This is a genomic window from Phytobacter palmae (assembly GCF_039409775.1).
Lineage (GTDB): Bacteria > Pseudomonadota > Gammaproteobacteria > Enterobacterales > Enterobacteriaceae > Phytobacter > Phytobacter palmae.
On record NZ_JBCIVJ010000030.1, the window covers coordinates 1 to 24,063 of the forward strand.

A 24,063-nucleotide genomic window follows, 5' to 3' on the forward strand; every position below is an offset into this window, starting at 1 on the left:
TCTCTGTGGTGTCTGACACGACTGGAGCATAACGGCAGGCCTGCTGTGGGAATAAATCGTTTATCAGCCGCTTATAAGTGGAACGCTTCAACTTCCCGTAAGAGCGTGCTGGCCTGCTGACTTAACGAGTTTGCTGCGGTGGCCATCTGTTCCACCATCGCCGCATTTTGCTGCAGGTTACCTTCCATCTGGCTTACGGCAATATTGACCTGTTCGATGCCATGACTCTGCTCGCTGGAAGAATGATTGACCTGGTTAATGAGATGTGTCGTTTCGTCCACCATTCCCAGGGCGTTATTCATTTTGGTTGTGACGCTGGCTGCATATACGACGCCTTTGTTGATATTTTTCAGCGCCTCTTCAATTAAGTCGCGAATATCGCGGGCGGCCACGGAGGAACGCTGGGATAACGAACGCACTTCCCCTGCCACCACGGCGAACCCTTTGCCCTGCTCACCGGCACGAGCAGCCTCCACGGCCGCATTAAGCGCAAGAATATTGGTTTGAAAAGCGATGCCGTCAATGATGGATGTAATTTCTGCAATCTTGCTTGAAGATAAGGAAATATCGTCAATAGACCCTTTCAGAGCACCGAGTTCCTGGTGACTTTCATTCACCATCGACTGAACCTGTCCAATATATGCATTCGCCTGTTTGGCGTTATCCATATTATGATTTACGGTGACAGACAGCTCATTCATACTAGCCGCCGTCTTCTCAAGAGACGAAGCCTGAGATTCAGTTCGTGAAGAGAGATCGTCGTTACTTACCGCTATTTCATTCGCAGCGGTATCTACTTCTTTGCTGGCATCTTTGACGCTTGATAATACTCCCCTGATCTTCTCAACCAGCCCATTAAAACTTTTTGCCGTAACACCAAGCTCATCATTCTTATCAATATTTAATCGAAGGGTGAGATTTAGCGTATCGCTGATAGTTGCCATGCTTTCCTGAAGAGTACGTAGCCCTTTTCTCAGATATGTCAGGATTTGCCATGAGAAAAGAGCAATAACAACCACTGCAGAAATAATGATGATGCTCAGAAACCACACAGTATTATGATATTGATTGTGGTTCTCCTCAGCATAATTAACAGCTATTTTATAATTATACTCTAACATTTCCTGTATAGCCGCGCTAAGCGCCACAGAAGCAGTGGCCGTCGCTCCCCCGTCAGACACCATTAATCTGGCTGCATCGATCCCCTCTTGCTCGTAGACATTTTTCATGTCCATTACTTTTACTTTATATTCTTCAAACGTGCGGATAGTTTTTTTAATTAATTCACCATCATTGGGGTCGGAAACGAGTTTTGATTGATATTCATTCAGTATGCTACTGACTTTATTTAACTCGCTGGTTGCCGTAGCAATATGTTTTTCAAACACGACTTTATCATTTACCAGCAATGACATGAGAATCTGACGCCGCGCCTCTTCCCTGTGTAACAAAGCTTCACTGAGTTTACTGATACTCGGCATACTATTTGTTGTCACATATTCAAATCTGTCTTGTGCGTTATTGAGCGCTTTCAGGCTTAGCCCACCAAGAGTGATCATTATCATAATTGAAAAAACAAATATTAAAGTCAGTTTCTTAAGAATGGTCATGTTCAGCCTCATCAACGCATATACAGTGTTATTTTTATCGGCGCCGGTGTGCTTACCTTTATATCTGTAGCAACAAAAATTTTAGTTAAGTCACGCTTACTCTATTTTAAGCAACGTTAAATGCTTCTCCTGCGAATTAATTTTAAGAAGGGATTTCACAAATAAAACACGTTTTTATCGCCAGGATATAACATGCTATAAATTAAATTGCAGTAAGCGCTTTTTTAGTCGCAAGCACATAGCTGCAATATATTATATACAAACTGTTTGCATTATTACGCCACGGGCGGAAAACCATCACCGTTTTTCATCCATGATGACGGCTATCTCAGATAATACGCAGTCCGGTTATTCAGGCAAGAGAACGCTTGATAGCATCACCTGATCCGGACTGCGTTTTTTAAACTTTCCACTGACGAGGGAGGTTATTTGCCCGAAAGTTCCCGACGGATGATTTCCGCACCTGCGCTTAACGCGTTGAGCTTACCATTAGCGACCCGGCGCGATAAAGGCGTCATGCCACAGTTGGTCGAAGGATAAAGCTTATCGGCATCAACAAACCGGAGGGCCTGGCGCAGCGTACTGGCGACCTCTTCTGGTGTCTCAATGGCCGATGTCGCCACGTCAATCGCCCCCACCATCACTTTTTTACCGCGAATCAGTTCCAGCAGTTCCATTGGAACTCGCGAGTTGTGGCATTCCAGCGAGATAATATCGATATTTGACGTCTGCAATTTCGGAAACGCCTCTTCGTATTGCCGCCACTCAGAGCCCAGCGTCTTTTTCCAGTCAGTGTTGGCTTTAATACCATAGCCGTAACAGATATGTACCGCTGTTTCACATTTCAGCCCTTCGATGGCCCTTTCTAAGGCGGCAACTCCCCAGTCGTTGACCTCGTCAAAGAATACATTAAAGGCAGGTTCATCAAACTGGATAATATCAACGCCCGCCGCCTCTAATTCTTTTGCTTCCTGATTGAGAATTTTGGCAAATTCCCAGGCAAGTTTTTCGCGGCTTTTATAATGGGCATCATAAAGCGTATCGATCATCGTCATTGGTCCCGGCAGGGCCCATTTAATGGGTTGTTTAGTCAGTTGCCGTAAGAATCTGGCATCTTCAACAAAAACCGGTTGCTGACGCGCCACCTCACCCACTACGGTCGGCACGCTCGCATCATAGCGATTACGTATTCTGACAGTTTCACGTTTTTCAAAATCAACGCCGCTGAGGTGTTCAATAAACGTCGTGACAAAATGCTGGCGCGTTTGTTCGCCATCGCTGACGATATCTATCCCTGCCCGCAGTTGATCGTAGAGGGATAAACTCAGGGCATCTTTTTTCCCCTCAATTAACTCTTCATTTTGTAATTTCCAGGGTGACCACAGTTTTTCTGGTTCGGCAAGCCAGGACGGTTTCGGCAAACTGCCCGCTGTTGACGTGGGGAGCAATGTTTTCATAATAAACGACCTTTTAGTCTCGATTAATTAAAGAGCGAAGTTTGCGGACCATTGCTCAAGAATATTCTTGTAGGGTTTGATAAAGTGCTCTTCGGTAAATTTGCCCTGTTCGATTGCCAACTGACTGCGCTCTTCCCGGTCATATACGATTTTAGTTAATGAGTGATCCTGATGATTCAGGTCTGGCTGATAATAGTGACCAGCGACAGAGTTAGCATTGTAAATTTCTGGGCGATAGATCTTCTGGAACGTCTCCATCGTACTGATGGTGCTGATAAGCTCAAGGCTGGTGTAATCACTCAGCAAATCACCCGAAAAATAAAAGGCCAGCGGCGCAACGCTATTTTGCGGCATGAAATAGCGAACCTGCAGGCCCATTTTGTTGAAATACTGCTCCGTCAGCGACGTACCGTTGGGCTGGTATTCAATGCCCAGTACAGGGTGTAGATTGCCCGTGCGGTGATAGGTGTCTTTGCTTGACACGCTCAGGCATATTACCGGCGATTTTTTGAAATTTGCTTTGTAAGCACTGGAGTTAACGAAATGTTTGAAGATATTGCCATGCAAATCGCCAAAATTGTCAGGAAGACTAAACCCAGTCTGGCCTTTATTATGTTCTAATAACAATACGCTAAAGTCATAATCTCGCACGTATGAAGAGAAATTATTTCCGACAATTCCTGCGATACGTTCGTTGGTTTTCTTATCAACAATATGCGTTTCCAATATTTCAATGGCCGGGAACGCAATATCATCTTCAGAGCCAATTGTCATCTCAGCGGAGATAATTTCCAGTTCGACCGAATATCGATCGCTTCCGGGATTATCCCAGTAAGCCAGAGCATTGAAGCGATTATCAATCATCACTAACGTATTTCGCAGATTTTCCTGACGGTTATCGCCTCTGGCCAGATTGGCAAAATTAGTCGTAATACGCGTATTTGCTGAGGGGTTATAATTTTCGTCGAAGCGACTGCGCTTAATAGTAAATGTGAACTCTTTATTCATCGCGATTTTCCACCCTGATGTCTGACATGAAAAACCGTGTCTGTTCATTAAGTTACCAGGAACGCTGGTTTCTCATTCGTAGTTTTCATGTTATCAATAAGTTAATGTGGAATATTTATGCCAGAGCCAGCGGGTGAGTAAAAGCGACTTAATTTCATTACAACATGAGCCATCTTCATGATCGGCCTCACCGCCGATGATGAGCAGGCGCCGGGCGTAAAAGCCCGGCCCCCTGAGCGCGTACTAGTCGGCGCCGATGAGCAGATTGAGGTTTTGCACGGCAGCGCCCGATGCCCCTTTACCCAGGTTATCGAAGACAGCTGTCAGCAATAGTTGTCCATTTTCAGGACTGGAAAACAGACCAAGCTCCATATCATTAGTTCCGTTCAGACGCTCCGGGTTTATGCGCTCTGCATCGTCTGCTGTTACCTGGGGCAGTACCCTGACATATTGGCTATGGTAGTAATGCTCCGTAAGGCAGGCATGTATCGCAGAGGCACTGGCGTTTTTGGTCAACAAACGTTGCTGTAACGGCACACTCAATACAATCCCCTGGCGATAGCCACCGTAAGCGGGCATAAAGAGGGGCGGAACAGAGAGGCCTGCGTAGCGCGCAATCTCCGGAACATGTTTGTGCCTGAGACCCAGACCATAGACCTGGAACGCGGGCGCCGCGTCGGCCTGTTCGCCTTCATACTGCTCTATCGCTACCCTTCCCCCGCCCGAATAGCCGGATACCGCATGAATCGACAGAGGGTAATCGGCGGGCAACAGTCCGGCATTCACCAATGGAAACAGAAGACCAATCGCCCCCGTTGGATAACAGCCGGGGTTCGTGATGCGCATCGACGCTCTGATACGATCGGGCTGGTCGGCACTTAACTCAGGAAAACCGTATGTCCAGCCGGGCGTAACCCGGTGGGCTGAACTGGCATCAATAATACGTACGCGCGGATTTTTCACCATCGCTGCCGCCTCCCGGGCAGCCTCATCGGGCAAGCACAGTATGGCGATATCGCAGCTGTTGAGCATCTCTGCGCGCAGCCGCCTGTCTTTGCGTTGTGACACAGGAAGCGCCATCAGAGTAATGTCTGAACGACCGCGCAGTCGGTCATGAATCTGTAAGCCTGTCGTGCCCTGCTCGCCATCAATAAAAACGTTCGTCATTGTCATACCTGCTCGCGGATAGAATTTATGACATTGATGTTGTGCCAGGTTTAAGTGCGGGTAAAGTTGAATTATCTTTACGTGAAATTCAGTTTTTCTGAGGTATTTTGATGCGTGAGATTAACCTTGATCAGTTACGCACACTGATAACGATTGCCGATACCCGCTCTTTCAATGAGGCAGCCGGACGGCTGCATTTGTCGCCCCCAACGGTCAGCCTGCATATTTCTGAACTGGAAAATCGGGTTGGGGCAACATTGCTTTCCCGAACCCGGGGCAACGTCAGGCCAACAGCGATTGGCGAAAAGCTGGTCACGCATGCGCGTCGGTTACTGGCTGATGCCGCTTATGTGCTTGACGATATTTCACGCCAGGCGCAGGGTCTGACCGGACAGGTCAGACTGGGCGCCTCTACGGGGGCTATCGCTAACCTTCTGCCCCAGGCAATTGAAAAACTGGCGCAGCTCCATCCGAATATCGACGTTCAGATTACCGTACTCACTTCGCAACAGACCCTTGAGCAACTGAAATCCGGTTCACTTGATATCGGTATTGTTGCGCTCCCGCAGTTGCGGGGGAATGGCCTGGAGATTGATGCCTGGCGACGGGATCCTGTTGTCGCTTTTCTGCCTGCCAACTGGCAAATACCGGATGTGGTGTCGCCTCAATGGCTGATTGAAAAGCCGCTAATTCTGAATGGTTCTGGTACCCACTTATCACAACTGACAAACCATTGGTTTGCAAAAACGGGCCACCGTCCTGCGCCGCGAATTAAACTTGATTACAACGATGCGATAAAAAGTCTCGTGGGCGCAGGTTATGGCGCCACGCTGTTACCGCTTGAATCGGGTACGCCAGAATCCCGTGATGATCGCATCGCGGTTCGTCCACTCAAGCCAGCATTGTGGCGGGAATTAGGGTTAGCGTGGCGAGAAGGGGAAAACGATATGTCGACACAACATTTACTGGCGGTGTTGCGGGATTTAAAACAGGAGTGAGATGCGGATTGCTGTTTTCAGCCTGCCTTCGCCACAGAGCGGCGAAAAAAACGCAATGGCGCCGTTAATTTCCCTCTCCCTTAAGGGAGAGGGAATAACGCCAGGTTATCCGGCCCGGAGCAAGTTAGAACGTTTCCCAGTTGCCGTCGCTAACAGCAGGCGCGGCGACAACGGCCGTGCGCGGTGCGATGGTCGGTTTACCGGGTTTGCTTTGCATCAGCGTGCTGTGACCATTTACGCGAAAGACCGCGACGGCCTGACGCAGCTGTTCAGCTTGCTCTTCCAGTGCTGCCGAAGCCGCAGCGGACTCCTGCACCAGCGAGGCGTTCTGCTGGGTTACGCTGTCCATTTGCGATACCGCGAGGCTCACCTGCTCAATGCCTTTGCTCTGCTCGTCCGATGCGGAGGCGATTTCGCCCATGATATCGGTTACGCGCGTCACGGCATTGACGATCTCTTGCATGGTATTACCGGCTTCTGCCACCAGCGAGGTGCCGGAATTGACGCGGTTGACGGAGTTCTCTATCAGCGTTTTGATCTCTTTTGCAGCCTGCGCGCTGCGACTCGCCAGTGTGCGAACCTCCCCTGCGACCACCGCAAACCCACGCCCCTGCTCACCCGCACGAGCAGCTTCAACGGCGGCATTGAGCGCGAGGATATTGGTCTGGAAGGCAATGGCGTCAATCACGCTGGTTATCTGGGCAATCTGCTGAGAACTGCTGGAGATCTCGCTCATGGTTCGTACCACGTCGCTTACCACGCGACCGCCGCGCGCCGCGGTGTCGGAGGCATTTTTCGCCAGGTTTGAAGCCTGGCGGGCGTTATCGGTGTTCTGTTTCACCGTCGCGGTCAATTGTTCCATACTGGCGGCAGTCTCTTCGAGCGATGCAGCCTGCTGTTCAGTACGGGAAGAGAGATCGTTATTACCGGTAGAGATTTCGCTCGCACCGGTATAAATCGAATCGGAACTGTTACGCACCGCGCTCACGGTTCTGACCAGCGAGGATTGCATCTCGTGCAGGCCGCTGGCCAGTTGGCTCATCTCGTTACGGCCTTCGGCGGAGATCGGCTGTGTCAGGTCGCCATCGGCAATCGCGCGAATATGTCCCATCACGCTGTGCAGTGGTTTGAGCAGCAGATGTTGCAGCCCCAGCCAGATCACAGTCATGACCGCGATCACCACCAGCAGTATCACGCCAAGGGTCCATTGCATACTGGTAAAGCTGCTCTGGTTTTCCCGGGCGGCCGCCTGCAGGAAGGCGTTGTTTTCGGTGCGCCATTTCGCATAGCTGGCATCCATATCATCCTGCGCCTGTTGCGCATCCAGGTTGCCATAGGCTTCGTAATTATTTGCCCGCAGGAAGGTGATGGACTGCTGCAGCACGTCGTGCATTTTGGTGATGTTTTGCGAAACTTCATTGGCTAACGCGGCATCCTGACCTGCCACGGGAGGGGTATTTTTATAGTTGTTAAAGTATCCTTCGGCCTTGCTGAGGGATTCAGAGGCAGCCGTAAGAAGTTTATCGATACTGGCAAGCGATGCCGGATCGCGTTGATTTTTTAAAAAGCGGATCGCCACGCGGGTAACAGTGACGCGTGTTTTAATCAGCGTATTGACGCTATCGCCAAGATTTTCCTGCTGTGCGCTAAGAATGCCCGTATTCTGAAAATTCACTCTGTCATTATTGACAGCGGAGTAGAAAAGTCCGCCGGTAACGAGCTGAAGCAGACAAAATACCGACAAGGCAATGATGATGCCGGTGATGACACGTATATTTTTGAGCATATTCTGGGTCCAGGGAAGAGGCAAAGTTGCTCAATATATATCGACACGGCAGGCATTAACTTTATGGTCGCGCAGGCCAGACCTGTTAATTATCGGAGTTGACAACGGGCACTGTATGGCCTGTTTCCCCTGCCCTTATCCGCCCTTTCACCCTGGCAGCTTCCTGTTGTGTATTGCTCTCTCCTGGGATGCGATCTGCGGTGCGCCATCGTCATGCACATGTCCTGACTCCACGCTGGCGCATAGTTTTCGTCACCATGCCGGTTATCCCGGTTAGCTGCATATCACAGGAGACGGGCTGAAAGATGGGATGGACATGCTGCACGTGGCCCTTTTATTGAAAGCTCCTGATACCCTGGCGAATAACTCCCTTGATCATTTTACTGGCCGCAAGTACTGTATATAAAAACAGTATTTATATAAGAGGTCAGATCATTATGTTTGCCCTTGTTGACGTTAACTCGTTCTATACCAGTTGCGAAACCGTCTGGCGGCCTGATCTGAGTGGTAAACCAGTCGTGGTGCTTTCAAATAACGATGGCTGCATAGTGTCCCGCTCTGCCGAGGCCAAAGCGCTGGGCATTGGGATGGCGGAGCCTTATTTCAAACAAAAAGATCTGTTACAGCGCCATGGCGTAGCGGTATTCAGCAGCAACTACGCTCTCTATGGCGACATGAGCCATCGGGTGATGAGTACGCTGGAAGAAATTTGCCCGCGGGTGGATCAATACAGTATTGATGAAGCATTTGTGGATCTCTCAGGTATTCCTCACCTCAAACGCTTCGGCAAATATATTCGCGATACCGTTTATCAACGCACCATGCTGACGGTGGGGGTTGGCATCGCACCGACGAAGACGCTGGCAAAACTGGCAAACTACGCGGCCAAGAGATGGCAGGCACAGAGCGGCGGCGTGGTGGATATCTCGACCCCTGCCAGTCAGCAACGGTTGATGGCAGCAGTCCCCGTAGAAGAGGTCTGGGGCATAGGTCGACGGCTGACAAAAAAGCTGAACACCATGAATATCACCACTGTGCTGGAACTGGCAAAATGTGATTTATGGTTTATTCGCAAAAACTTCAGCGTAGTACTGGAAAGAACCGTTCGCGAGCTGCGTGGCGAGCCTTGTCTCGGTTTTCAGGAATTCTCTGCGGCAAAACATGAAATTATCAGTTCGCGCTCTTTCGGTCAGCGAATTAGCGATTATTCCTCAGTACGTGAGGGGATCAGTACATGGGCGGCCAGAGCAGCAGAAAAATTACGTGCCCAGCATCAATATTGTCGCTATGTCGGCGCTTTTATAAAAAGCAGCCCACACGATCCAGATGAGCCTTATTACAGCAATAGCGCAGGAATTACGCTACTTACCCCCACACAGGACACCAGAGATATTATTGCTGCGGCAACGCGTAGCCTGGATATTATCTGGAAGCAAGGTCCGCGATATCAAAAAGCGGGTGTTATATTAGGAGACTTCTTTAGTCAAGGCGTTGCACAACTTAATTTATTCGATGAGTATGCCCCCCGTGCAAATAGTCAGGCATTGATGCACGTAATGGATCGAATGAACGAGAAAGGCAATAAAATGTGGTTTGCAGGCCAGGGCGTTACCCCGGCCTGGTCAATGAAACGCTACCTGCTCTCCCCGGCATGGACTACCCGGATAGAGGATGTGCCGCTGGTACAGTAGCCGCCGTTCAGCGGCTACGTTTGGCGTGACGCTCCCAGTTTTCCTGCTTCGCCTCTGCCGATTTTCGCAAAGACACATAGCATGCGCCGTTGCCACCATGCCGTGGTTGCGCGGCGCAAAATGCCTGAACATCATCAAATTCGGTCAACCAGCGGGCAAGATAACTGCGAACTATATTGGCGTGGGAGTTATCTTCCCGACCTTTCCCGTGGATTATCAGAAGATTACGTAACCCGTCCTGCCGCGCCTGGTACACAAAGCGGAATAACAGCTGTCGGCACTGCTCTACTGGCTGGCGTAACAGGCTGAGGCTGGCCTGCTGGGAATACTTGCCGGTGCGAAGTTTATCAATTACCCCGGTTTGCAGCCCTTCGCGGCGGAATTCCAGCGGCGTATCAAGGGGCAAGACATCAAGGAATCCGGTGGTCAGGAAATTATCAAGCTGCAACGTGTCGATATGCCGGGGAGCACGCGTATTTCGGGCCGGATGCCAGTGAACATCGGCACAGCGCTTGAGTGGCTGGACATCCTCCATGGCGTCAAGAAACAGTGATTTGTCATCAGGGTTCATGGTTTAGTCCTCCCGCTACATCTGAGGGGCTTACTATAGCGGGCGCGACAGCATGCCACAATGCCTGAGATTCAATTAGCAGTGGGCAATTAGCGTGATATTTGAAGCAATTATTGGAATTAATTTCGCTCGCTATTTAATCTTACTTAACTAGAAGTTTACTGTCGTTAATATCCAAAATTTCAGTTAAATTATCGTGAAACTAATCACCATTTCAAACTGGAAATATCTGCCATCGGAACTATAACTATATTTACCGCGCAAGGATGAAGTTTAAAATAATTACCGAACGGACGCGTTGCTGTGTGTACTGTAGAGCCTGACGGATGTCGGCAGGCTCTATTTTTTTATTTTCACGATTATGAAGAATATATCATCTATTCAATAACCACGGATTCTGTAAGGCGTAAAATATTCACCATATGAATAATTGTTAACCTTTCCCGATTTTATTTGATTTATTGCGCCTCTAATGGGGTATAGAGACACTTTCTCGATCGTGCTAAATTGCGCAACTCTCCCTGTGCTATTGCGATGTTTGAGAAAGGACTATCGATGCTTACGCTACTTGAGGACAAAATTGCCACTCCGCTGGGACCACTGTGGGTGCTGTGCGATGAAACATTCCATCTGCGTGCGGTTGAGTGGGAAGAACATAGCAATCGCATGGTGGAACTGCTGAATATTCATTATCGCAAGGAAGGTTATACACGCCTTCCTGCCACCAACCCTGGTGGATTAAGCCGCAAACTTCTGGACTATTTCGAGGGCGACCTGGCGGTAATAAATACTCTGCCAACTGCCACGGCGGGCACCCCCTTTCAGCGTGAAGTCTGGAAAGCGTTACGCAATATCCCGTGCGGCCAGGTCATCCACTATGGTCAGTTAGCGGAGATGCTTGGTCGCGTCGGCGCCGCACGTGCGGTAGGTGCCGCGAACGGTTCAAATCCGGTCAGTATTGTAGTCCCCTGCCACAGGGTGATTGGCCGCAACGGCACCCTGACGGGATATGCAGGCGGCGTGCATCGTAAAGAGTGGTTATTGCGCCATGAAGGTTACTTGCTATTGTGAAAAAAAGGGGATCTTTGTGCTCTTTTTCACGGGATTCTGTGGTAAAAGCCTTACTGAAACGATGGAATATCAATAAGATGGTTTAGCCCGCCTTTTCATCGTTTCTCCTGCCTGTTTTAATTCTACTGAATTGACGTTTCGCCAGGCTTACGCGTTCAAGAAAAAGATGATAAAATTGACTAAAATCAATTACGGCTTGAGCAGACCTATGATCCCGGAAAAGCGAATTATACGACGCATTCAGTCTGGCGGATGTGCAATCCATTGCCAGGATTGCAGTATTAGCCAGCTCTGCATCCCCTTCACACTCAATGAACATGAGCTCGATCAGCTCGACAATATCATTGAGCGCAAAAAGCCCATCCAGAAAGGTCAGACTCTGTTTAAAGCTGGGGATGAACTGAAATCGCTTTATGCTATTCGTTCCGGCACGATCAAGAGCTATACCATTACTGAGCAGGGCGACGAGCAAATTACTGGTTTCCATCTGGCAGGTGATCTGGTCGGCTTCGATGCCATCGGCACTGGTCACCACCCGAGCTTTGCCCAGGCGCTGGAAACCTCAATGGTTTGCGAAATTCCGTTCGAAACGCTCGATGACCTGTCAGGCAAAATGCCAAACCTGCGTCAGCAAATGATGCGCCTGATGAGCGGCGAGATCAAAGGCGATCAGGACATGATTCTGCTGCTGTCGAAAAAGAACGCTGAAGAGCGTCTGGCCGCCTTTATTTATAATCTGTCGCGTCGTTTCGCCCAGCGTGGCTTCTCACCACGTGAGTTTCGCCTGACCATGACTCGTGGCGATATCGGTAACTATTTAGGCCTGACCGTAGAAACCATCAGCCGTCTGCTGGGTCGTTTCCAGAAGAGCGGTATGCTGGCGGTGAAAGGCAAATATATCACCATCGAGAACAGCGATATCCTGGCACAGCTTGCCGGACATTCGCGTAACGTAGCCTGAGTTTCCCCCCCTCCTTTTGACCTTTTGCCGGACGCCTGAATTTTTTGATTTATTGATCTGGCAAAAGGTTTTCCCTGTTTCATTCAGTACTTATAGGTTATCTTGTATTTACAGACTGTGGTGACAGATGTAAGGAGACCCTGTATGGCTAAGTATCAAAATATGCTGGTCGCCATCGATCCTAACCAGGACGATCAGCCCGCATTACGACGTGCCGTGTATTTACATCAACGGATTGGCGGCCGGATTAAAGCTTTCCTGCCGATCTATGATTTCTCTTACGAGATGACCACCCTTCTGTCCCCTGACGAACGCACAGCCATGAGACAAGGCGTGATCAGCCAGCGTACGGCCTGGATACGTGAACAGGCGAAGTATTATGTAGACGCTGGCGTCCCTATTGATATTAAAGTGGTGTGGCATAACCGTCCTTTCGAAGCCATCATTCAGGAAGTGATATCCGGCGGCCATGACTTGCTGCTGAAAATGGCCCACCAGCATGACAAACTTGAATCAGTTATCTTCACCCCCACCGACTGGCATCTGCTGCGTAAATGCCCTTGCCCGGTCTGGATGGTTAAAGATCAGCCCTGGCCTGAAGGCGGAAAAGCGCTGGTGGCGGTCAACCTTGCCAGCGAAGAACAATACCACAATGCGCTGAATGAAAAACTGGTGAAGGAGACGCTGCATCTGGCAGAACAGGTCAACCATACCGAAGTTCATCTGGTTGGCGCTTATCCGGTAACTCCGATTAACATTGCCATTGAACTGCCGGAATTTGACCCGAGCGTCTATAACGACGCGATTCGCGGCCAGCATCTGATTGCTATGAAAGCCTTACGGCAGAAATTCGGTATTGATGAAAAAGTAACCCATGTCAATAAAGGCCTGCCGGAAGAGGTCATTCCGGATCTGGCGGAACATTTGCAGGCGGGGATAGTCGTGCTGGGTACCGTCGGGCGTACCGGGCTCTCCGCAGCGTTCCTCGGTAATACCGCAGAACAGGTGATCGATCATCTGCGTTGCGATCTGCTGGTCATCAAACCTGACGACTATCAGAGCCCGATTGAACTGGATGACGAAGAAGACGATTAACCACAGCTCACCGCACAACGCCCGCCACTCGCGGGCGTTTTCTTTTTTATTGCTTACCTCGCCAGTGCTGCAAATAGTACCGCAGCCAGCTCCCGGCAACGCCCGGCGGCTGTTTTTTATTCCACAACAGGTCGATAAGGATACTTTGCGGCCATCCCGGCACATCGACACGCGTCAACTTTTTCGCCCCGGAAAACTCATCCACCAGCGCGCAGGGTAATGCACACCAGCCAAACCCCTGCTCCGCCATACTGAGCAACAACAGATAGCTCGGCGCTGACCATACCGGGCCGCGCGCGGGCGTATTACGGTTTTCCAGATAGGTATTGAGCCGCAGCTCACGCCAGGTACGTAATTGCTCCTCAGAGACGTTCTCCTGCTGCGCCAGCGGGTGCCCGCGCGCCACGTAGATATCCATCCGACTCTGCATGGGCAGGCGCATTACGCCGATGTCCGTCGGATAGGCATCACGGGCTTCCGTTAAGCCTAGCTGTGCACGTCCCTTTTGCAGGAGATCGATGACGTCCTCGTTTTCGCCAATCAGACACTCAAATTCGGTATGCGGATAGCGCTTGTCGAACTCCCCCAACAAATCCGCCAGCGTATCCGGATTCAGCGTATCGGAAAGTATGAACGTAAGCCGCGTTTCCGTTTCCCCCACCAGCCAGACTGCCAGCTCATCCAGTTTATCGCTGGCGGCGAGAATGGCCTGAACGTAGCTGAGCGCCCTTACCCCTTCCGGCGTCAGTACCGGATGACGTGATGAGCGGTCAAAGAGCGCCACGCCCAAGTCGGCTTCCAGATGAGCAATGGCGGTACTGATAGTGGACTGGCTTTTACGCAGTTTCCGCGCAGCGGCAGAGAAGGAGCCAGAGGCAACAGTTTCGACAAAGGCAGTCAGAGCTTCAGGAGAGTAGCGCATGATGTATCTATTTAATCGATGGTATCTATCTTTAACTTATCTCATAAAACGATAAAAATCCTCTCAGCAAACCCCGTAAAGCGACAAAAAGGAGCCTGAATCATGCAACAACATGCCGTGCAGCGCCGAAGCCTGGCCGAACGCATTTTTCACGCGGTGAGCTTCGAAGTGATTGCCACCGCCATTTGCGCCCCGGCCAGCGCCTGGATAATGCAGCGTCCGGTACTCGAGATGGGTGGACTGACATTGTTGCTGGCCACTGCGGCGATGATCTGGAATGTGATATATAACGCGCTGTTTGACAAACTGTGGCCTGTTCATCGCCTGGCCCGCACCGCGAAGGTTCGCGTCTGCCATGCGCTGGGGTTTGAAGGGGGATTTATCGTGATTGGCGTGACGATAGCCTCACTGACGCTTGGCATCGGGCTCGTAGAGGCTTTCCTGCTGGAAATCGGCTTTTTCCTCTTCTTTCTTCCCTACACCATGGCCTTTAACTGGATCTATGACATAGTGCGCGCCCGGATAGTCTACCGTCAGTCGGCGCGCATATGTCAGTAAGGTGCTTCGGATGACCGTGTTTTAACTGCGCGTACCGGTCATCGTCTCCTGCTGGCTGTCGGCGTCCGGCACGCCAGCGGGCCATGGTCCTTTCACGACAGTGGTAGGCAGAGCCAGCTGCACGTCGTTCGCCGCCAGTTGCTCCATAATGCGGATATTAATCTCCTGCTGGATATCCATATATTTATTGTAATCCGCCGTGTTGACGATATGCACGACTTCAAAGTTGAGTCGATCGGTGCCGAAGCCGAGGAAATGGGCGCGGTCAAATTTGGTCTCCCCGACGTCGTTGATGATATTTTTTATCATTTCGCCTATCTGACGAAGTTTATCCGGCGGCGTTGACAAGGCTACACCGAAGGTAAAAACGATACGTCGGGTTTGCATACGCTTATAGTTATGCAGCGTCTGCTGCAGAAGGATGGCGTTACCACAGACAATTTGCTCTCCGCTCAGGCTGCGTATGCGCGTGGTTTTGAGGCCGATATGCTCTACCGTCCCGGCGACATCATTAAATACAACGAAATCACCAATTTCAAAAGGCTTATCAAAACCAATCGACAGCGAAGCGAAGACATCACTGAGGATGGTTTGAACCGCCAGCGCGATGGCGATACCGCCGACGCCGAGACTGGCCACCAGCGCGGTAATGTTCACCCCGACATTCGCCAGTATCGACAACAGCATAACGGTCCAGACCAGCATCCGTAGCAGCAATCCGGTAATGACCAGCGTCACCGGATTTTTGTGCATACCCGGTTCATAACGCAACTGATGCAGCCAGGAGATAATCCCCTGATCAAACCAGAGCGCCATTTGAATGGCGAGCACCAGAAACCAGGCATGACTGATTGTGGCAGAAAGATTCGCGGGGAGTTCAACAAAACGCAGACTAAACAGAAAGGCGGCGATAAAGAGCAGCACCTTACTGGTTCTGATTAACATGTCATTAAGCACCAGACGCATTTTCTGCGTGCTGTGATGCTTATCGCCCCAGCTCTGAACCCCTTTACCAACGATACGCAGTAAACGGTTAAGCAACCAGTAGGCCAATATCGTAATGATGACGACCGTGAAGACAGCAATCCAGAACGATGGCGTCATCATTAAAGATATCAAATCAAAACGTGATAAAAATTCCATTCTTTCCCTCATCATAACCGTGAAGAGAAAAAGTATAGACGCAGACAAAAAAAAACCGCTCCGAAGAGCGGTTGAGATAAGCGCGGATAATTACAGCGCTTTGAGGATCGCATCCACGCTGGCTTTGGCATCGCCAAACAGCATCTGGGTATTCTCTTTAAAGAACAGTGGATTCTGTACGCCTGCATAACCAGTATTCATGGAGCGTTTGAACACGATAACGTTCTGCGCTTTCCATACTTCCAGAACAGGCATACCTGCGATAGGACTCTTCGGATCGTCCTGCGCCGCCGGGTTAACGGTGTCATTGGCACCAATAACCAGTACGGTATCAGTATCGGCGAAGTCATCGTTGATTTCGTCCATTTCCAGCACGATGTCATACGGTACTTTTGCTTCCGCCAGCAGTACGTTCATGTGCCCCGGCAAGCGGCCCGCAACCGGGTGAATACCGAAGCGCACTTTCACGCCGCGCGCACGCAGTTTTTCGGTAATTTCCGCAACCGGATACTGCGCCTGCGCTACCGCCATACCGTAACCTGGGGTGATGATGACAGAGTGCGAATTTTTCAGCATCTCAGCCGTCTCTTCGGCAGTAATCTCACGATGTTCGCCCACTTCTTCATCGGCCCCCATCGAGGACCCGTCGGTACCAAAGCCACCGGCGATAACGCTGATAAAGGAGCGGTTCATCGCCTTACACATGATGTAAGAGAGGATCGCCCCTGAAGAACCCACCAGCGCACCGGTGACGATCAGCAGGTCGTTGCTCAGCATAAAGCCAGCCGCCGCCGCCGCCCAACCGGAATAGGAGTTCAGCATAGAGACCACGACCGGCATGTCAGCACCGCCGATAGAGGCCACCAGATGCCAGCCGAATACCAACGCAATAACTGTCATCACCAGCAGCGCAAGAGACTGCAGGCCTACGCTTTCCGTACGTACAAAGATAACCAACAGTACGAAAGAGACCACCAGCGCCGCAAGGTTCAATTTGTGACGGTTAGGCAGCATCAGCGGTTTTGAGGAGATCTTGCCGCACAGTTTGCCGAACGCCACGATAGAACCGGTGAAGGTGACCGCACCGATGAAGATACCCAGGAACACTTCGGTCAGGTGAATATTGACCAGGATCGGTTCCATACCCGGTTCGTGGTAAAGGTAGCTGTTAAAGCCAACCAGCACCGCAGCCAGACCTACAAAGCTGTGCAGCACGGCAACCAGCTCAGGCATCTCGGTCATTTCGACTTTACGTGCCAGGCGAATACCGATAGCGCCACCGATAATCATCGCAACGATAATCCACGCCACGTTGCCGGTGTCCGGCCCGAAAATGGTGGCAATCAGCGCAATCGCCATCCCGGCAATGCCGAAACGGTTACCCTGCTGGGACGTTTCGTGTTTCGACAGCCCCGCCAGGCTGAAAATAAACAGGATCGCGGCAACAATGTATGCAGCTGTAACTAATCCTCCAGACATGTGCTACCCCTTAGTTCTTCCGGAACATTTTCAGCATGCGCTGAGTGACGGTGAAACCACCAAAAATATTAATGCTGGCAATCAGTACGGCAATAAAGCTAAAGAAGCTGACCCAGCCACCATGGCCGATTTGTAAAAGCGCGCCAACGACGATAATGCCCGAGATAGCGTTAGTGACCGACATTAGCGGGGTATGCAAGGCGTGAGAGACGTTCCACACGACGTAATAACCTACCACGCAAGCCAACGCAAAGACGGTGAAGTGGCCAAGAAACTCTTTTGGTGCAACGTCGGCCAGCCAGCCGAAGAGGATAATAACCAGCGCCATGATGCCGTATTTCAGCCATGGCGATGTGGGTTTAGCCTCTTCTTTCACGGCGGAAGGTGCAGCTTTTGTCGCAGCCTGCGGTTGTGCGGAGACCTGAATCGGCGGGGCCGGCCAGGTAACCTCGCCATCGCGAATCACGGTCACACCGCGCACGACAACGTCTTCGAAATCTACCGTCACATTGCCGTCTTTTTCCTTGCACAGCAGTTTCAGCAGGTTAACCAGGTTAGTGCCATAAAGCTGAGAAGACTGTGTCGGCAGACGGCCCGGCAGGTCGGTATAGCCAATGATTTTAACGCCGTTCGGCGTGGTGACGACTTCGTTCGCCACGGTGTATTCACAGTTACCGCCGTTTTGCGCTGCCAGATCGACCACCACGCTGCCGGATTTCATGGAATCCACCATCTCGTGGGTGATCAGTTTCGGCGCCGGTTTGCCCGGAATCAACGCGGTGGTGACGATGATATCAACGTCTTTTGCCTGCGCGGCAAAAAGTTCCATTTCCGCTTTGATGAACGCCTCAGACATCACTTTCGCGTAGCCGTCACCGCTACCGGCTTCTTCTTTGAAATCCAGCTCCAGGAACTCAGCGCCCATACTCTGGACCTGTTCCTTCACTTCCGGACGGGTATCAAACGCGCGGACAATCGCCCCGAGGCTATTCGCGGCCCCAATAGCCGCCAGACCGGCAACCCCTGCGCCAATGACCATCACTTTCGCGGGAGGGACTTTACCTGCGGCAGTGATCTGCCCGGTAAAGAAGCGACCAAATTCATGGGCGGCTTCCACAATAGCGCGGTAGCCAGCAATATTCGCCATGGAACTCAGCGCATCCAGCGCCTGGGCCCGGGAAATTCGCGGCACAGAATCCATTGCCATGACGGTAATATTGCGGGCAGCCAGTTTTTCCATCAGCGGCGCATTTTGCGCAGGCCAGATAAAGCTGACTAATGTCGTGCCCGGATTAAGCAAGGCTATTTCGTCATCCGTCGGTGCATTCACCTTGAGGATAACGTCAGAGTGCCAGACGTTATTTTCGTCCACCACGGTTGCGCCAGCCTGGGTAAACGCGTTGTCATCGAAGCTTGCCAGTTTGCCCGCGCCGCTTTCAATCGCGACGGTGAAACCCAATTTAAGCAATTGCTCTACCGTTTTCGGCGTCGCCGCAACGCGGGTTTCATTGGCCAACCGTTCTTTTGGTACACCAATACGCATAGTTTTCCCTTCCATCGATTTTAGATGATGGTTTGTCAGTGATGCCCGGGCATTACGTTGCCTGCCAGAGATAAATAAACAGACTGCGTCCCGGAAAATAAAACAGTAACAAACTTTCTATAACCTACTGAAAATAACGCCTGTGATCTACCGCCAGAAAACAGAAATTCTGTTTTTATCTGTGAAAAGCGGGCAGGCGGCGGGGCTGACAGGGTTATTTCCCTTTAATTCATTTAAACAAGCCGATATTCCGCTCAGGCGAAGCGGCAAAACACGATTAATCTCCAGCACACATCGCTATTTTAACAATGTATTAACTTATAAAACTCATATACTTTATGACTTTTATTGGTCAACAGGGTGTTTTTTCAACATATCATTAAACGTTATCGTAAAACGTCTGGCGCGTAGCACAGTCAGTGAAAAATGACGCAGACAGTCGTGTTGATTAAATGCAATAATCAGCGACGTTTTTTAGTTAACAACAACACCAGTATCTGGTTTGCGCAAGGCGAAGGATCATTTTTATGAAGCTTAAGTACACCCTCCTGGCGTCAGCACTTTTGTCCGTTACGGCACTGTCAGTCAACGCAGCGACAGAGTTAACGCCGGAGCAAGCGTCAGCATTGAAGCCCTACGATCGCGTTGTTATCACCGGTCGCTTTAACTCTATTGGCGATGCCGTTAAAGCCGCGTCAAACCGTGCTGATAAAGAAGGCGCGGCCTCGTTTTATGTTGTAGATACCTCTGATTATGGTGAGAGCGGTAACCAGCGTGTCACTACGGACCTTTATAAAGCCGATGCGCCGAAGGCCGATGCGCCAAAACTGCGCGTCATAAATGGCGTAACTGAGCTGCCAAAGACCCAGGCCATTGAGCTGGAACCGTTCGATACCGTTACGGTACAGGGCTTCTATCGCTCCCAGCCGGAAGTAAACGATGCCATCACTAAAGCCGCGAAAGCGAAAGGGGCCGCCTCTTTCTATATCGTCCGCCAGGTCGATGCCAACGAAGGTGGCAACCAGTTAATTACGGCGTATATCTATAAAGCTGATGCCAAAAAACGCGTACTGCAGAGCCCGGATGCTATTCCACGTGATTCCGAAGCAGGCCGTGCGGCATTAGCGAAAGGCGGTGAAGAAGCCAAAAAAGTAGAAATTCCTGGCGTTGCCACTACCGCCGCCCCGAGCGCTGAGGTAGGTCGTTTCTTCGAAACACAATCATCGACCTCAAACCGTTACACTGTCACGCTGCCTGACGGCAAAAAAATCGAAGAAGTGAATAAAATCACAGCTGCGCAGATGATTCCGTTTGACAGCGTCACGTTCACCGGTAACTACGGCAACCTGACCGAGATCTCTTATCAGGTTGCTAAACGTGCCGCGGCGAAAGGCGCCAAGTACTACCACATCACCCGCCAGTGGCAGGAAAATGGTAGCAATATCACCATCAGCGCTGACTTGTACAAATAAGTCCCCCTTCACCAAAAGGCGACCCTGGGTCGCCTTTTTTATTTTTTTCGCGAAATTAAGCCGACACGCATTGCATGCCATAACGACTCTCCGTAAAATCCCGCGCCTCAGTGATATCCACCATTTTTATGCGCATATGCAAAATAATTATTCTGGATTGAGTCCGTTCATAACAGGATACCCATGGAAAAAAAACTTGGCCTGAGCGCTTTAACTGCGCTGGTATTAAGCTCAATGCTCGGCGCAGGCGTTTTCAGCCTTCCGCAAAATATGGCGGAAATCGCCAGCCCAGCCGCATTATTGATGGGTTGGGCAATTACCGGCGCGGGGATATTACTGCTCGCCTTCGCCATGCTTATCCTGACGCGTCTTCGCCCGGACCTGGACGGCGGTATTTTTACTTACGCCCGGGAAGGTTTTGGCGAACTTATCGGTTTTTGTTCCGCCTGGGGCTACTGGCTGTGCGCTGTTATCGCCAACGTCTCATATCTGGTGATTGTCTTCTCTGCGCTAAGTTTCTTTACCGATACGCCAGAGCTGCGCTTCTTTGGGGATGGTAATACCTGGCAGGCAATTGTCGGTGCCTCCCTGTTGCTGTGGTTTGTTCACGCCTTAGTGCTGCGCGGCGTACAGACGGCAGCCAGCATTAACCTCGCCGCGACGCTCGCCAAACTGGTACCGCTTGGCCTGTTTATTGTGCTGGCGGCAATGGCGTTCCATTACGATACGTTTAGCCTTGATTTCTCCGGTATCGCACTGGGTGTACCCGTATGGGAGCAGGTGAAAAATACCATGCTCATTACCCTTTGGGTGTTTATCGGGGTTGAAGGCGCAGTGGTCGTTTCCGCCCGCGCGCGCAACAAGCGCGATGTGGGACGCGCCACCCTGCTGGCAGTGCTGGCTGCCCTCGGCGTCTATTTGTTGGTGACATTGCTGTCGCTGGGGGTGATGCCGCGCCCGGAGCTGGCGGCAATGCGTAATCCATCAATGGCAGGCCTGATGGTCAGGCTGATGGGTTCCTGGGGCGATGTGGTCATTGCCGCCGGGTTGATTGTTTCGGTATGTGGCGCCTATCTGAGCTGGACGATCATGGCAGCGGAAGTGCCGCTACTGGCCGCTACCCATCAGGCATTTCCACGCATTTTTGCCCGACAAAACAGGAATAATGCGCCAGCGGCGTCACTGTGGTTAACCAATATCAGCGTGCAGGTCTCTCTGGTGCTGATCTGGCTCACAGGTTCTGATTACAATACGCTGTTGACCATTGCGTCCGAGATGATTCTGGTTCCTTATTTCCTTGTCGGGGCATTTTTACTGAAAATCTCTCGTCGTCCGTTGCACCGTACCGTCGCTATCGGCGCCAGCCTCTATGGCTTATGGTTACTGTATGCATCCGGTCCGATGCATTTGCTGTTGTCGGTTGTGCTCTATGCGCCGGGGCTGCTGGTCTTTATCTATGCACGCCGCACGCATGACATAGCCAGTCTGCTAAAACGCCGGGAAAGAGTGCTGATTGGTCTGCTACTGATCGCCGCCATTCCCGCCACGTGGATGTTGATGGGGTAAGCCGCATGCGCCCCGTTGAGAAGGAGAACGCATTCGATGGGAAACACGAAGACACGCCCGATATTGATTACCGGAGGAGGCCGTCGCATCGGCCTCGCCCTCGCCCACCATTTTCTCAGCCAGCAGCAGCCCGTTATCATCAGTTACCGGACCCTTTATCCGGCGATTGAGCAGTTAACCGCCGCGGGCGCTTTATGCATTCAGGCGGATTTCAGCAGTGATGAAGGTGTTCTGGCCTTCGCCGATATAGTGAAGGAGAAAACCCAGGGGCTGCGGGCAATTATTCATAATGCAGGCGACTGGGTGGGTGAAAAACCCGGCGTTGCGTTGCCTGATGTCCTTTCCCGGATGCTGCAGATCCACGTCCATGCTCCCTACTTGCTTAACCACGCGCTGGAGAGGTTATTACGCGGATTCGGGCACGCTGCGAGCGACATTATTCACTTTACCGATTATGTCGTTGAGTGCGGGAGCGACAAACATATTGCCTATGCCGCCAGTAAAGCGGCGCTGGATAATATGACCCGCTCTTTTGCCAGGAAGCTGGCACCGGAAGTGAAAGTCAACGCCATTGCCCCAGCGCTGATTCTGTTTAATGACGATGACGATGCGGAATACCGTCAGCAGGCGCTCAATAAATCGCTGATGAAAATCGCCCCTGGCGAGAAAGAGATAATCGATCTGGTCGATTATCTGCTGACCAGTTGCTACGTCACGGGACGTACGTTTGGCGTTGATGGCGGCCGCCCGCTGCGCTAGTGGAGACGGCTCCAGAGAAAAATTAACAGCCATGCGCTGAGGCACCAGCAGAGCACTGCGGCGCCCAGCGCGTAACCCACACGCATAAATCCGGTGAAATACCACAGTGACAGCAGGTAAAGGAAATAGGGAATAATGGACCACATCCCAAAAACGATAGTAGTACGTAACGCCTCAATGCCCCGCTCGGTTGCCACGATATAGTGGGCGATTAAGGCAAAAGTCGGAAATAACGGTATGAGTCCGGCGATATAGTAATTTTTCGTTTTTGACAGCAAACCAATTAATAACACCACCAGTGCGCCAATTGCCGCTTTTATCACCAGGGCCATCAGGTTCTCTTTCTCATCATGACAACAAAGGCCTACAGCATAGCGGATGGGGGGCTGGTTTAAAAAAGATTAATGGCAGGATCAATAAAGGCAGTGTATGTTCATCTTTTTGACTCATCACGATGATATATGAATAAGATCGTTTTTGTGGAAGACGACCCGGAAGTGGGCGCACTTATTGCGGCATATCTGGGCAAACACGATATGGATGTGATAGTTGAACCGCGTGGTGATCGAGCAGAAGAGGTCATCGCCCGTGAAAAGCCAGATCTGATTCTTCTGGATATCATGCTTCCAGGCAAAGATGGTATGACGTTGTGTCGCGATTTACGCCAGCAGTGGAGCGGTCCTATCGTCCTTCTCACCTCTCTTGATAGTGATATGAACCATATTCTGTCGCTGGAGATGGGCGCGAATGACTACATCCTCAAAACCACCCCTCCTGCGGTTTTACTGGCGCGTCTGCGATTGCACTTACGCCAGCAGGCTGGTACCACCCAACAAGAATCTGCCCCGGCATCGCTTAAGCAGCATAAGACCCTGCAATTTGGCACACTGACCATCGACCCGGTAAACCGTCAGGTACTGCTGGCGGGCGAGCAGGTCGTCCTCTCGACCGCCGATTTCGATCTGCTGTGGGAACTGGCTACTCACGCCGGACAGATCATGGACCGCGATGCGTTACTGAAAAACCTGCGTGGCGTGACCTATGACGGAATGGACCGCAGCGTTGATGTGGCGATTTCACGTCTGCGCAAGAAATTGCTCGATAACGCTACCGAGCCTTTCCGTATTAAAACCGTGCGCAACAAAGGCTATCTTTTCGCCCCGCACGCCTGGGATAACTGAGTCCGGTCCTCTTCGCGGGTGTCGC

22 protein-coding genes are annotated in these 24,063 nt (G+C 51.1%); 11 read left to right on the plus strand and 11 right to left on the minus strand.

What is annotated here, in order from left to right; all coding sequences use genetic code 11:
• Positions 1-71 precede the first annotated feature (71 nt).
• From AAIG39_RS23050 to argC, 4 genes are all read right to left on the minus strand, one after another.
• Complete coding sequence (locus AAIG39_RS23050; RefSeq protein ID WP_343194804.1) at positions 72-1,610, minus strand: methyl-accepting chemotaxis protein; 1,539 nt, start codon at positions 1,608-1,610, stop codon at positions 72-74.
• Positions 1,611-2,035: 425 nt separating this feature from the next.
• Complete coding sequence (locus AAIG39_RS23055) at positions 2,036-3,067, minus strand: methionine synthase (protein ID WP_090086746.1); 1,032 nt, start codon at positions 3,065-3,067, stop codon at positions 2,036-2,038.
• A gap of 27 nt (positions 3,068-3,094) precedes the next feature.
• Positions 3,095-4,075, minus strand: coding sequence for a DUF1852 domain-containing protein (locus AAIG39_RS23060; RefSeq protein WP_249572848.1), 981 nt, complete (start codon positions 4,073-4,075; stop codon positions 3,095-3,097).
• Between the two features lie 243 nt (positions 4,076-4,318).
• The gene (gene argC / locus AAIG39_RS23065) at positions 4,319-5,242 is read right to left on the minus strand and encodes an N-acetyl-gamma-glutamyl-phosphate reductase (protein WP_343194805.1); all 924 of its coding nucleotides are present in this window, start codon (positions 5,240-5,242) and stop codon (positions 4,319-4,321) included.
• Positions 5,243-5,352: 110 nt separating this feature from the next.
• On the opposite strand from argC, the gene AAIG39_RS23070 reads away from it, so the two are divergent.
• On the plus strand, positions 5,353-6,240 hold the full coding sequence (locus AAIG39_RS23070) for a LysR family transcriptional regulator (RefSeq protein WP_343194806.1): 888 nt from the start codon (positions 5,353-5,355) through the stop codon (positions 6,238-6,240).
• A 124-nt stretch (positions 6,241-6,364) separates the two neighbouring features.
• On the opposite strand, the gene tcp is transcribed toward AAIG39_RS23070, so the two are convergent.
• Positions 6,365-8,026 (minus strand): methyl-accepting chemotaxis citrate transducer, encoded by a 1,662-nt coding sequence (gene tcp / locus AAIG39_RS23075; RefSeq protein ID WP_343194807.1) that lies wholly within the window; start codon positions 8,024-8,026, stop codon positions 6,365-6,367.
• Between the two features lie 437 nt (positions 8,027-8,463).
• Here tcp and umuC point away from each other — a divergent pair, with 437 nt between their 5' ends.
• A complete protein-coding gene (gene umuC / locus AAIG39_RS23080; RefSeq protein WP_249572852.1) occupies positions 8,464-9,717 on the plus strand; it encodes a translesion error-prone DNA polymerase V subunit UmuC in 1,254 nt (417 codons plus the stop codon).
• 7 nt (positions 9,718-9,724) lie between these two features.
• On the opposite strand, the gene smrA is transcribed toward umuC, so the two are convergent.
• Positions 9,725-10,288: a DNA endonuclease SmrA gene (gene smrA, locus AAIG39_RS23085; protein WP_090086737.1), complete on the minus strand. Its 564-nt coding sequence runs from the start codon at positions 10,286-10,288 to the stop codon at positions 9,725-9,727.
• 555 nt (positions 10,289-10,843) lie between these two features.
• Between smrA and ogt the strand changes: the two genes are divergently transcribed.
• The 3 genes from ogt (at position 10,844) to uspE (ending at position 13,415) form a co-directional block, all read left to right on the plus strand.
• Entirely contained in the window at positions 10,844-11,359 is a 516-nt protein-coding gene (ogt, locus tag AAIG39_RS23090) for a methylated-DNA--[protein]-cysteine S-methyltransferase (RefSeq protein WP_343194808.1), read from the plus strand.
• A 208-nt stretch (positions 11,360-11,567) separates the two neighbouring features.
• Positions 11,568-12,320 (plus strand): fumarate/nitrate reduction transcriptional regulator Fnr, encoded by a 753-nt coding sequence (gene fnr / locus AAIG39_RS23095; protein ID WP_061495443.1) that lies wholly within the window; start codon positions 11,568-11,570, stop codon positions 12,318-12,320.
• A 144-nt stretch (positions 12,321-12,464) separates the two neighbouring features.
• Positions 12,465-13,415, plus strand: a complete 951-nt coding sequence (gene uspE / locus AAIG39_RS23100; protein WP_090086730.1) for a universal stress protein UspE — start codon at positions 12,465-12,467, stop codon at positions 13,413-13,415.
• A gap of 46 nt (positions 13,416-13,461) precedes the next feature.
• Here the strand turns inward: uspE and AAIG39_RS23105 are convergent, their stop codons facing one another.
• Positions 13,462-14,337, minus strand: a complete 876-nt coding sequence (locus AAIG39_RS23105; RefSeq protein WP_343194809.1) for a LysR family transcriptional regulator — start codon at positions 14,335-14,337, stop codon at positions 13,462-13,464.
• A 102-nt stretch (positions 14,338-14,439) separates the two neighbouring features.
• On the opposite strand from AAIG39_RS23105, the gene AAIG39_RS23110 reads away from it, so the two are divergent.
• On the plus strand, positions 14,440-14,895 hold the full coding sequence (locus AAIG39_RS23110; RefSeq protein WP_090086726.1) for a multidrug/biocide efflux PACE transporter: 456 nt from the start codon (positions 14,440-14,442) through the stop codon (positions 14,893-14,895).
• A gap of 21 nt (positions 14,896-14,916) precedes the next feature.
• On the opposite strand, the gene AAIG39_RS23115 is transcribed toward AAIG39_RS23110, so the two are convergent.
• The 3 genes from AAIG39_RS23115 to pntA form a co-directional block, all read right to left on the minus strand.
• Complete coding sequence (locus tag AAIG39_RS23115; RefSeq protein WP_090086723.1) at positions 14,917-16,038, minus strand: mechanosensitive ion channel family protein; 1,122 nt, start codon at positions 16,036-16,038, stop codon at positions 14,917-14,919.
• 90 nt (positions 16,039-16,128) lie between these two features.
• The gene (gene pntB, locus AAIG39_RS23120) at positions 16,129-17,517 is read right to left on the minus strand and encodes a Re/Si-specific NAD(P)(+) transhydrogenase subunit beta (RefSeq protein ID WP_343194810.1); all 1,389 of its coding nucleotides are present in this window, start codon (positions 17,515-17,517) and stop codon (positions 16,129-16,131) included.
• A 10-nt stretch (positions 17,518-17,527) separates the two neighbouring features.
• Positions 17,528-19,060: a Re/Si-specific NAD(P)(+) transhydrogenase subunit alpha gene (gene pntA / locus AAIG39_RS23125; RefSeq protein ID WP_343194811.1), complete on the minus strand. Its 1,533-nt coding sequence runs from the start codon at positions 19,058-19,060 to the stop codon at positions 17,528-17,530.
• A 142-nt stretch (positions 19,061-19,202) separates the two neighbouring features.
• On the opposite strand from pntA, the gene AAIG39_RS23130 reads away from it, so the two are divergent.
• The 4 genes from AAIG39_RS23130 (at position 19,203) to folM (ending at position 22,857) form a co-directional block, all read left to right on the plus strand.
• Positions 19,203-19,490, plus strand: coding sequence for a hypothetical protein (locus tag AAIG39_RS23130; RefSeq protein ID WP_343194812.1), 288 nt, complete (start codon positions 19,203-19,205; stop codon positions 19,488-19,490).
• 97 nt (positions 19,491-19,587) lie between these two features.
• Positions 19,588-20,532, plus strand: coding sequence for a DUF1471 family protein YdgH (ydgH, locus tag AAIG39_RS23135; protein WP_047370069.1), 945 nt, complete (start codon positions 19,588-19,590; stop codon positions 20,530-20,532).
• 183 nt (positions 20,533-20,715) lie between these two features.
• Entirely contained in the window at positions 20,716-22,098 is a 1,383-nt protein-coding gene (locus tag AAIG39_RS23140; RefSeq protein WP_090086717.1) for an amino acid permease, read from the plus strand.
• A gap of 36 nt (positions 22,099-22,134) precedes the next feature.
• The gene (gene folM / locus AAIG39_RS23145; RefSeq protein WP_249572858.1) at positions 22,135-22,857 is read left to right on the plus strand and encodes a dihydromonapterin reductase; all 723 of its coding nucleotides are present in this window, start codon (positions 22,135-22,137) and stop codon (positions 22,855-22,857) included.
• Here the strand turns inward: folM and AAIG39_RS23150 are convergent.
• On the minus strand, positions 22,854-23,189 hold the full coding sequence (locus AAIG39_RS23150; protein ID WP_090086713.1) for a GlpM family protein: 336 nt from the start codon (positions 23,187-23,189) through the stop codon (positions 22,854-22,856). The two genes, folM and AAIG39_RS23150, sit on opposite strands and share 4 nt — an antisense overlap.
• A gap of 129 nt (positions 23,190-23,318) precedes the next feature.
• On the opposite strand from AAIG39_RS23150, the gene rstA reads away from it, so the two are divergent.
• A complete protein-coding gene (gene rstA, locus AAIG39_RS23155; protein WP_249572859.1) occupies positions 23,319-24,038 on the plus strand; it encodes a two-component system response regulator RstA in 720 nt (239 codons plus the stop codon).
• Positions 24,039-24,063: the final 25 nt, after the last annotated feature.

Bases quoted from the DNA above. Each gene is read 5' to 3' on its own strand.
- AAIG39_RS23105 (WP_343194809.1), bottom strand. From the start codon at position 14,337: ATGCGCTACTCTCCTGAAGCTCTGACTGCCTTTGTCGAAACTGTTGCC.
- folM (WP_249572858.1), top strand. From the start codon at position 22,135: ATGGGAAACACGAAGACACGCCCGATATTGATTACCGGAGGAGGCCGT.
- AAIG39_RS23055 (WP_090086746.1), bottom strand. From the start codon at position 3,067: ATGAAAACATTGCTCCCCACGTCAACAGCGGGCAGTTTGCCGAAACCG.
- AAIG39_RS23140 (WP_090086717.1), top strand. From the start codon at position 20,716: ATGGAAAAAAAACTTGGCCTGAGCGCTTTAACTGCGCTGGTATTAAGC.
- AAIG39_RS23050 (WP_343194804.1), bottom strand. From the start codon at position 1,610: ATGACCATTCTTAAGAAACTGACTTTAATATTTGTTTTTTCAATTATG.
- AAIG39_RS23060 (WP_249572848.1), bottom strand. From the start codon at position 4,075: ATGAATAAAGAGTTCACATTTACTATTAAGCGCAGTCGCTTCGACGAA.
- AAIG39_RS23110 (WP_090086726.1), top strand. From the start codon at position 14,440: ATGCAACAACATGCCGTGCAGCGCCGAAGCCTGGCCGAACGCATTTTT.
- AAIG39_RS23150 (WP_090086713.1), bottom strand. From the start codon at position 23,189: ATGGCCCTGGTGATAAAAGCGGCAATTGGCGCACTGGTGGTGTTATTA.
- pntA (WP_343194811.1), bottom strand. From the start codon at position 19,060: ATGCGTATTGGTGTACCAAAAGAACGGTTGGCCAATGAAACCCGCGTT.
- uspE (WP_090086730.1), top strand. From the start codon at position 12,465: ATGGCTAAGTATCAAAATATGCTGGTCGCCATCGATCCTAACCAGGAC.
- pntB (WP_343194810.1), bottom strand. From the start codon at position 17,517: ATGTCTGGAGGATTAGTTACAGCTGCATACATTGTTGCCGCGATCCTG.
- fnr (WP_061495443.1), top strand. From the start codon at position 11,568: ATGATCCCGGAAAAGCGAATTATACGACGCATTCAGTCTGGCGGATGT.
- ydgH (WP_047370069.1), top strand. From the start codon at position 19,588: ATGAAGCTTAAGTACACCCTCCTGGCGTCAGCACTTTTGTCCGTTACG.
- tcp (WP_343194807.1), bottom strand. From the start codon at position 8,026: ATGCTCAAAAATATACGTGTCATCACCGGCATCATCATTGCCTTGTCG.
- rstA (WP_249572859.1), top strand. From the start codon at position 23,319: ATGAATAAGATCGTTTTTGTGGAAGACGACCCGGAAGTGGGCGCACTT.
- ogt (WP_343194808.1), top strand. From the start codon at position 10,844: ATGCTTACGCTACTTGAGGACAAAATTGCCACTCCGCTGGGACCACTG.
- argC (WP_343194805.1), bottom strand. From the start codon at position 5,242: ATGACGAACGTTTTTATTGATGGCGAGCAGGGCACGACAGGCTTACAG.
- AAIG39_RS23115 (WP_090086723.1), bottom strand. From the start codon at position 16,038: ATGGAATTTTTATCACGTTTTGATTTGATATCTTTAATGATGACGCCA.
- AAIG39_RS23070 (WP_343194806.1), top strand. From the start codon at position 5,353: ATGCGTGAGATTAACCTTGATCAGTTACGCACACTGATAACGATTGCC.
- smrA (WP_090086737.1), bottom strand. From the start codon at position 10,288: ATGAACCCTGATGACAAATCACTGTTTCTTGACGCCATGGAGGATGTC.
- umuC (WP_249572852.1), top strand. From the start codon at position 8,464: ATGTTTGCCCTTGTTGACGTTAACTCGTTCTATACCAGTTGCGAAACC.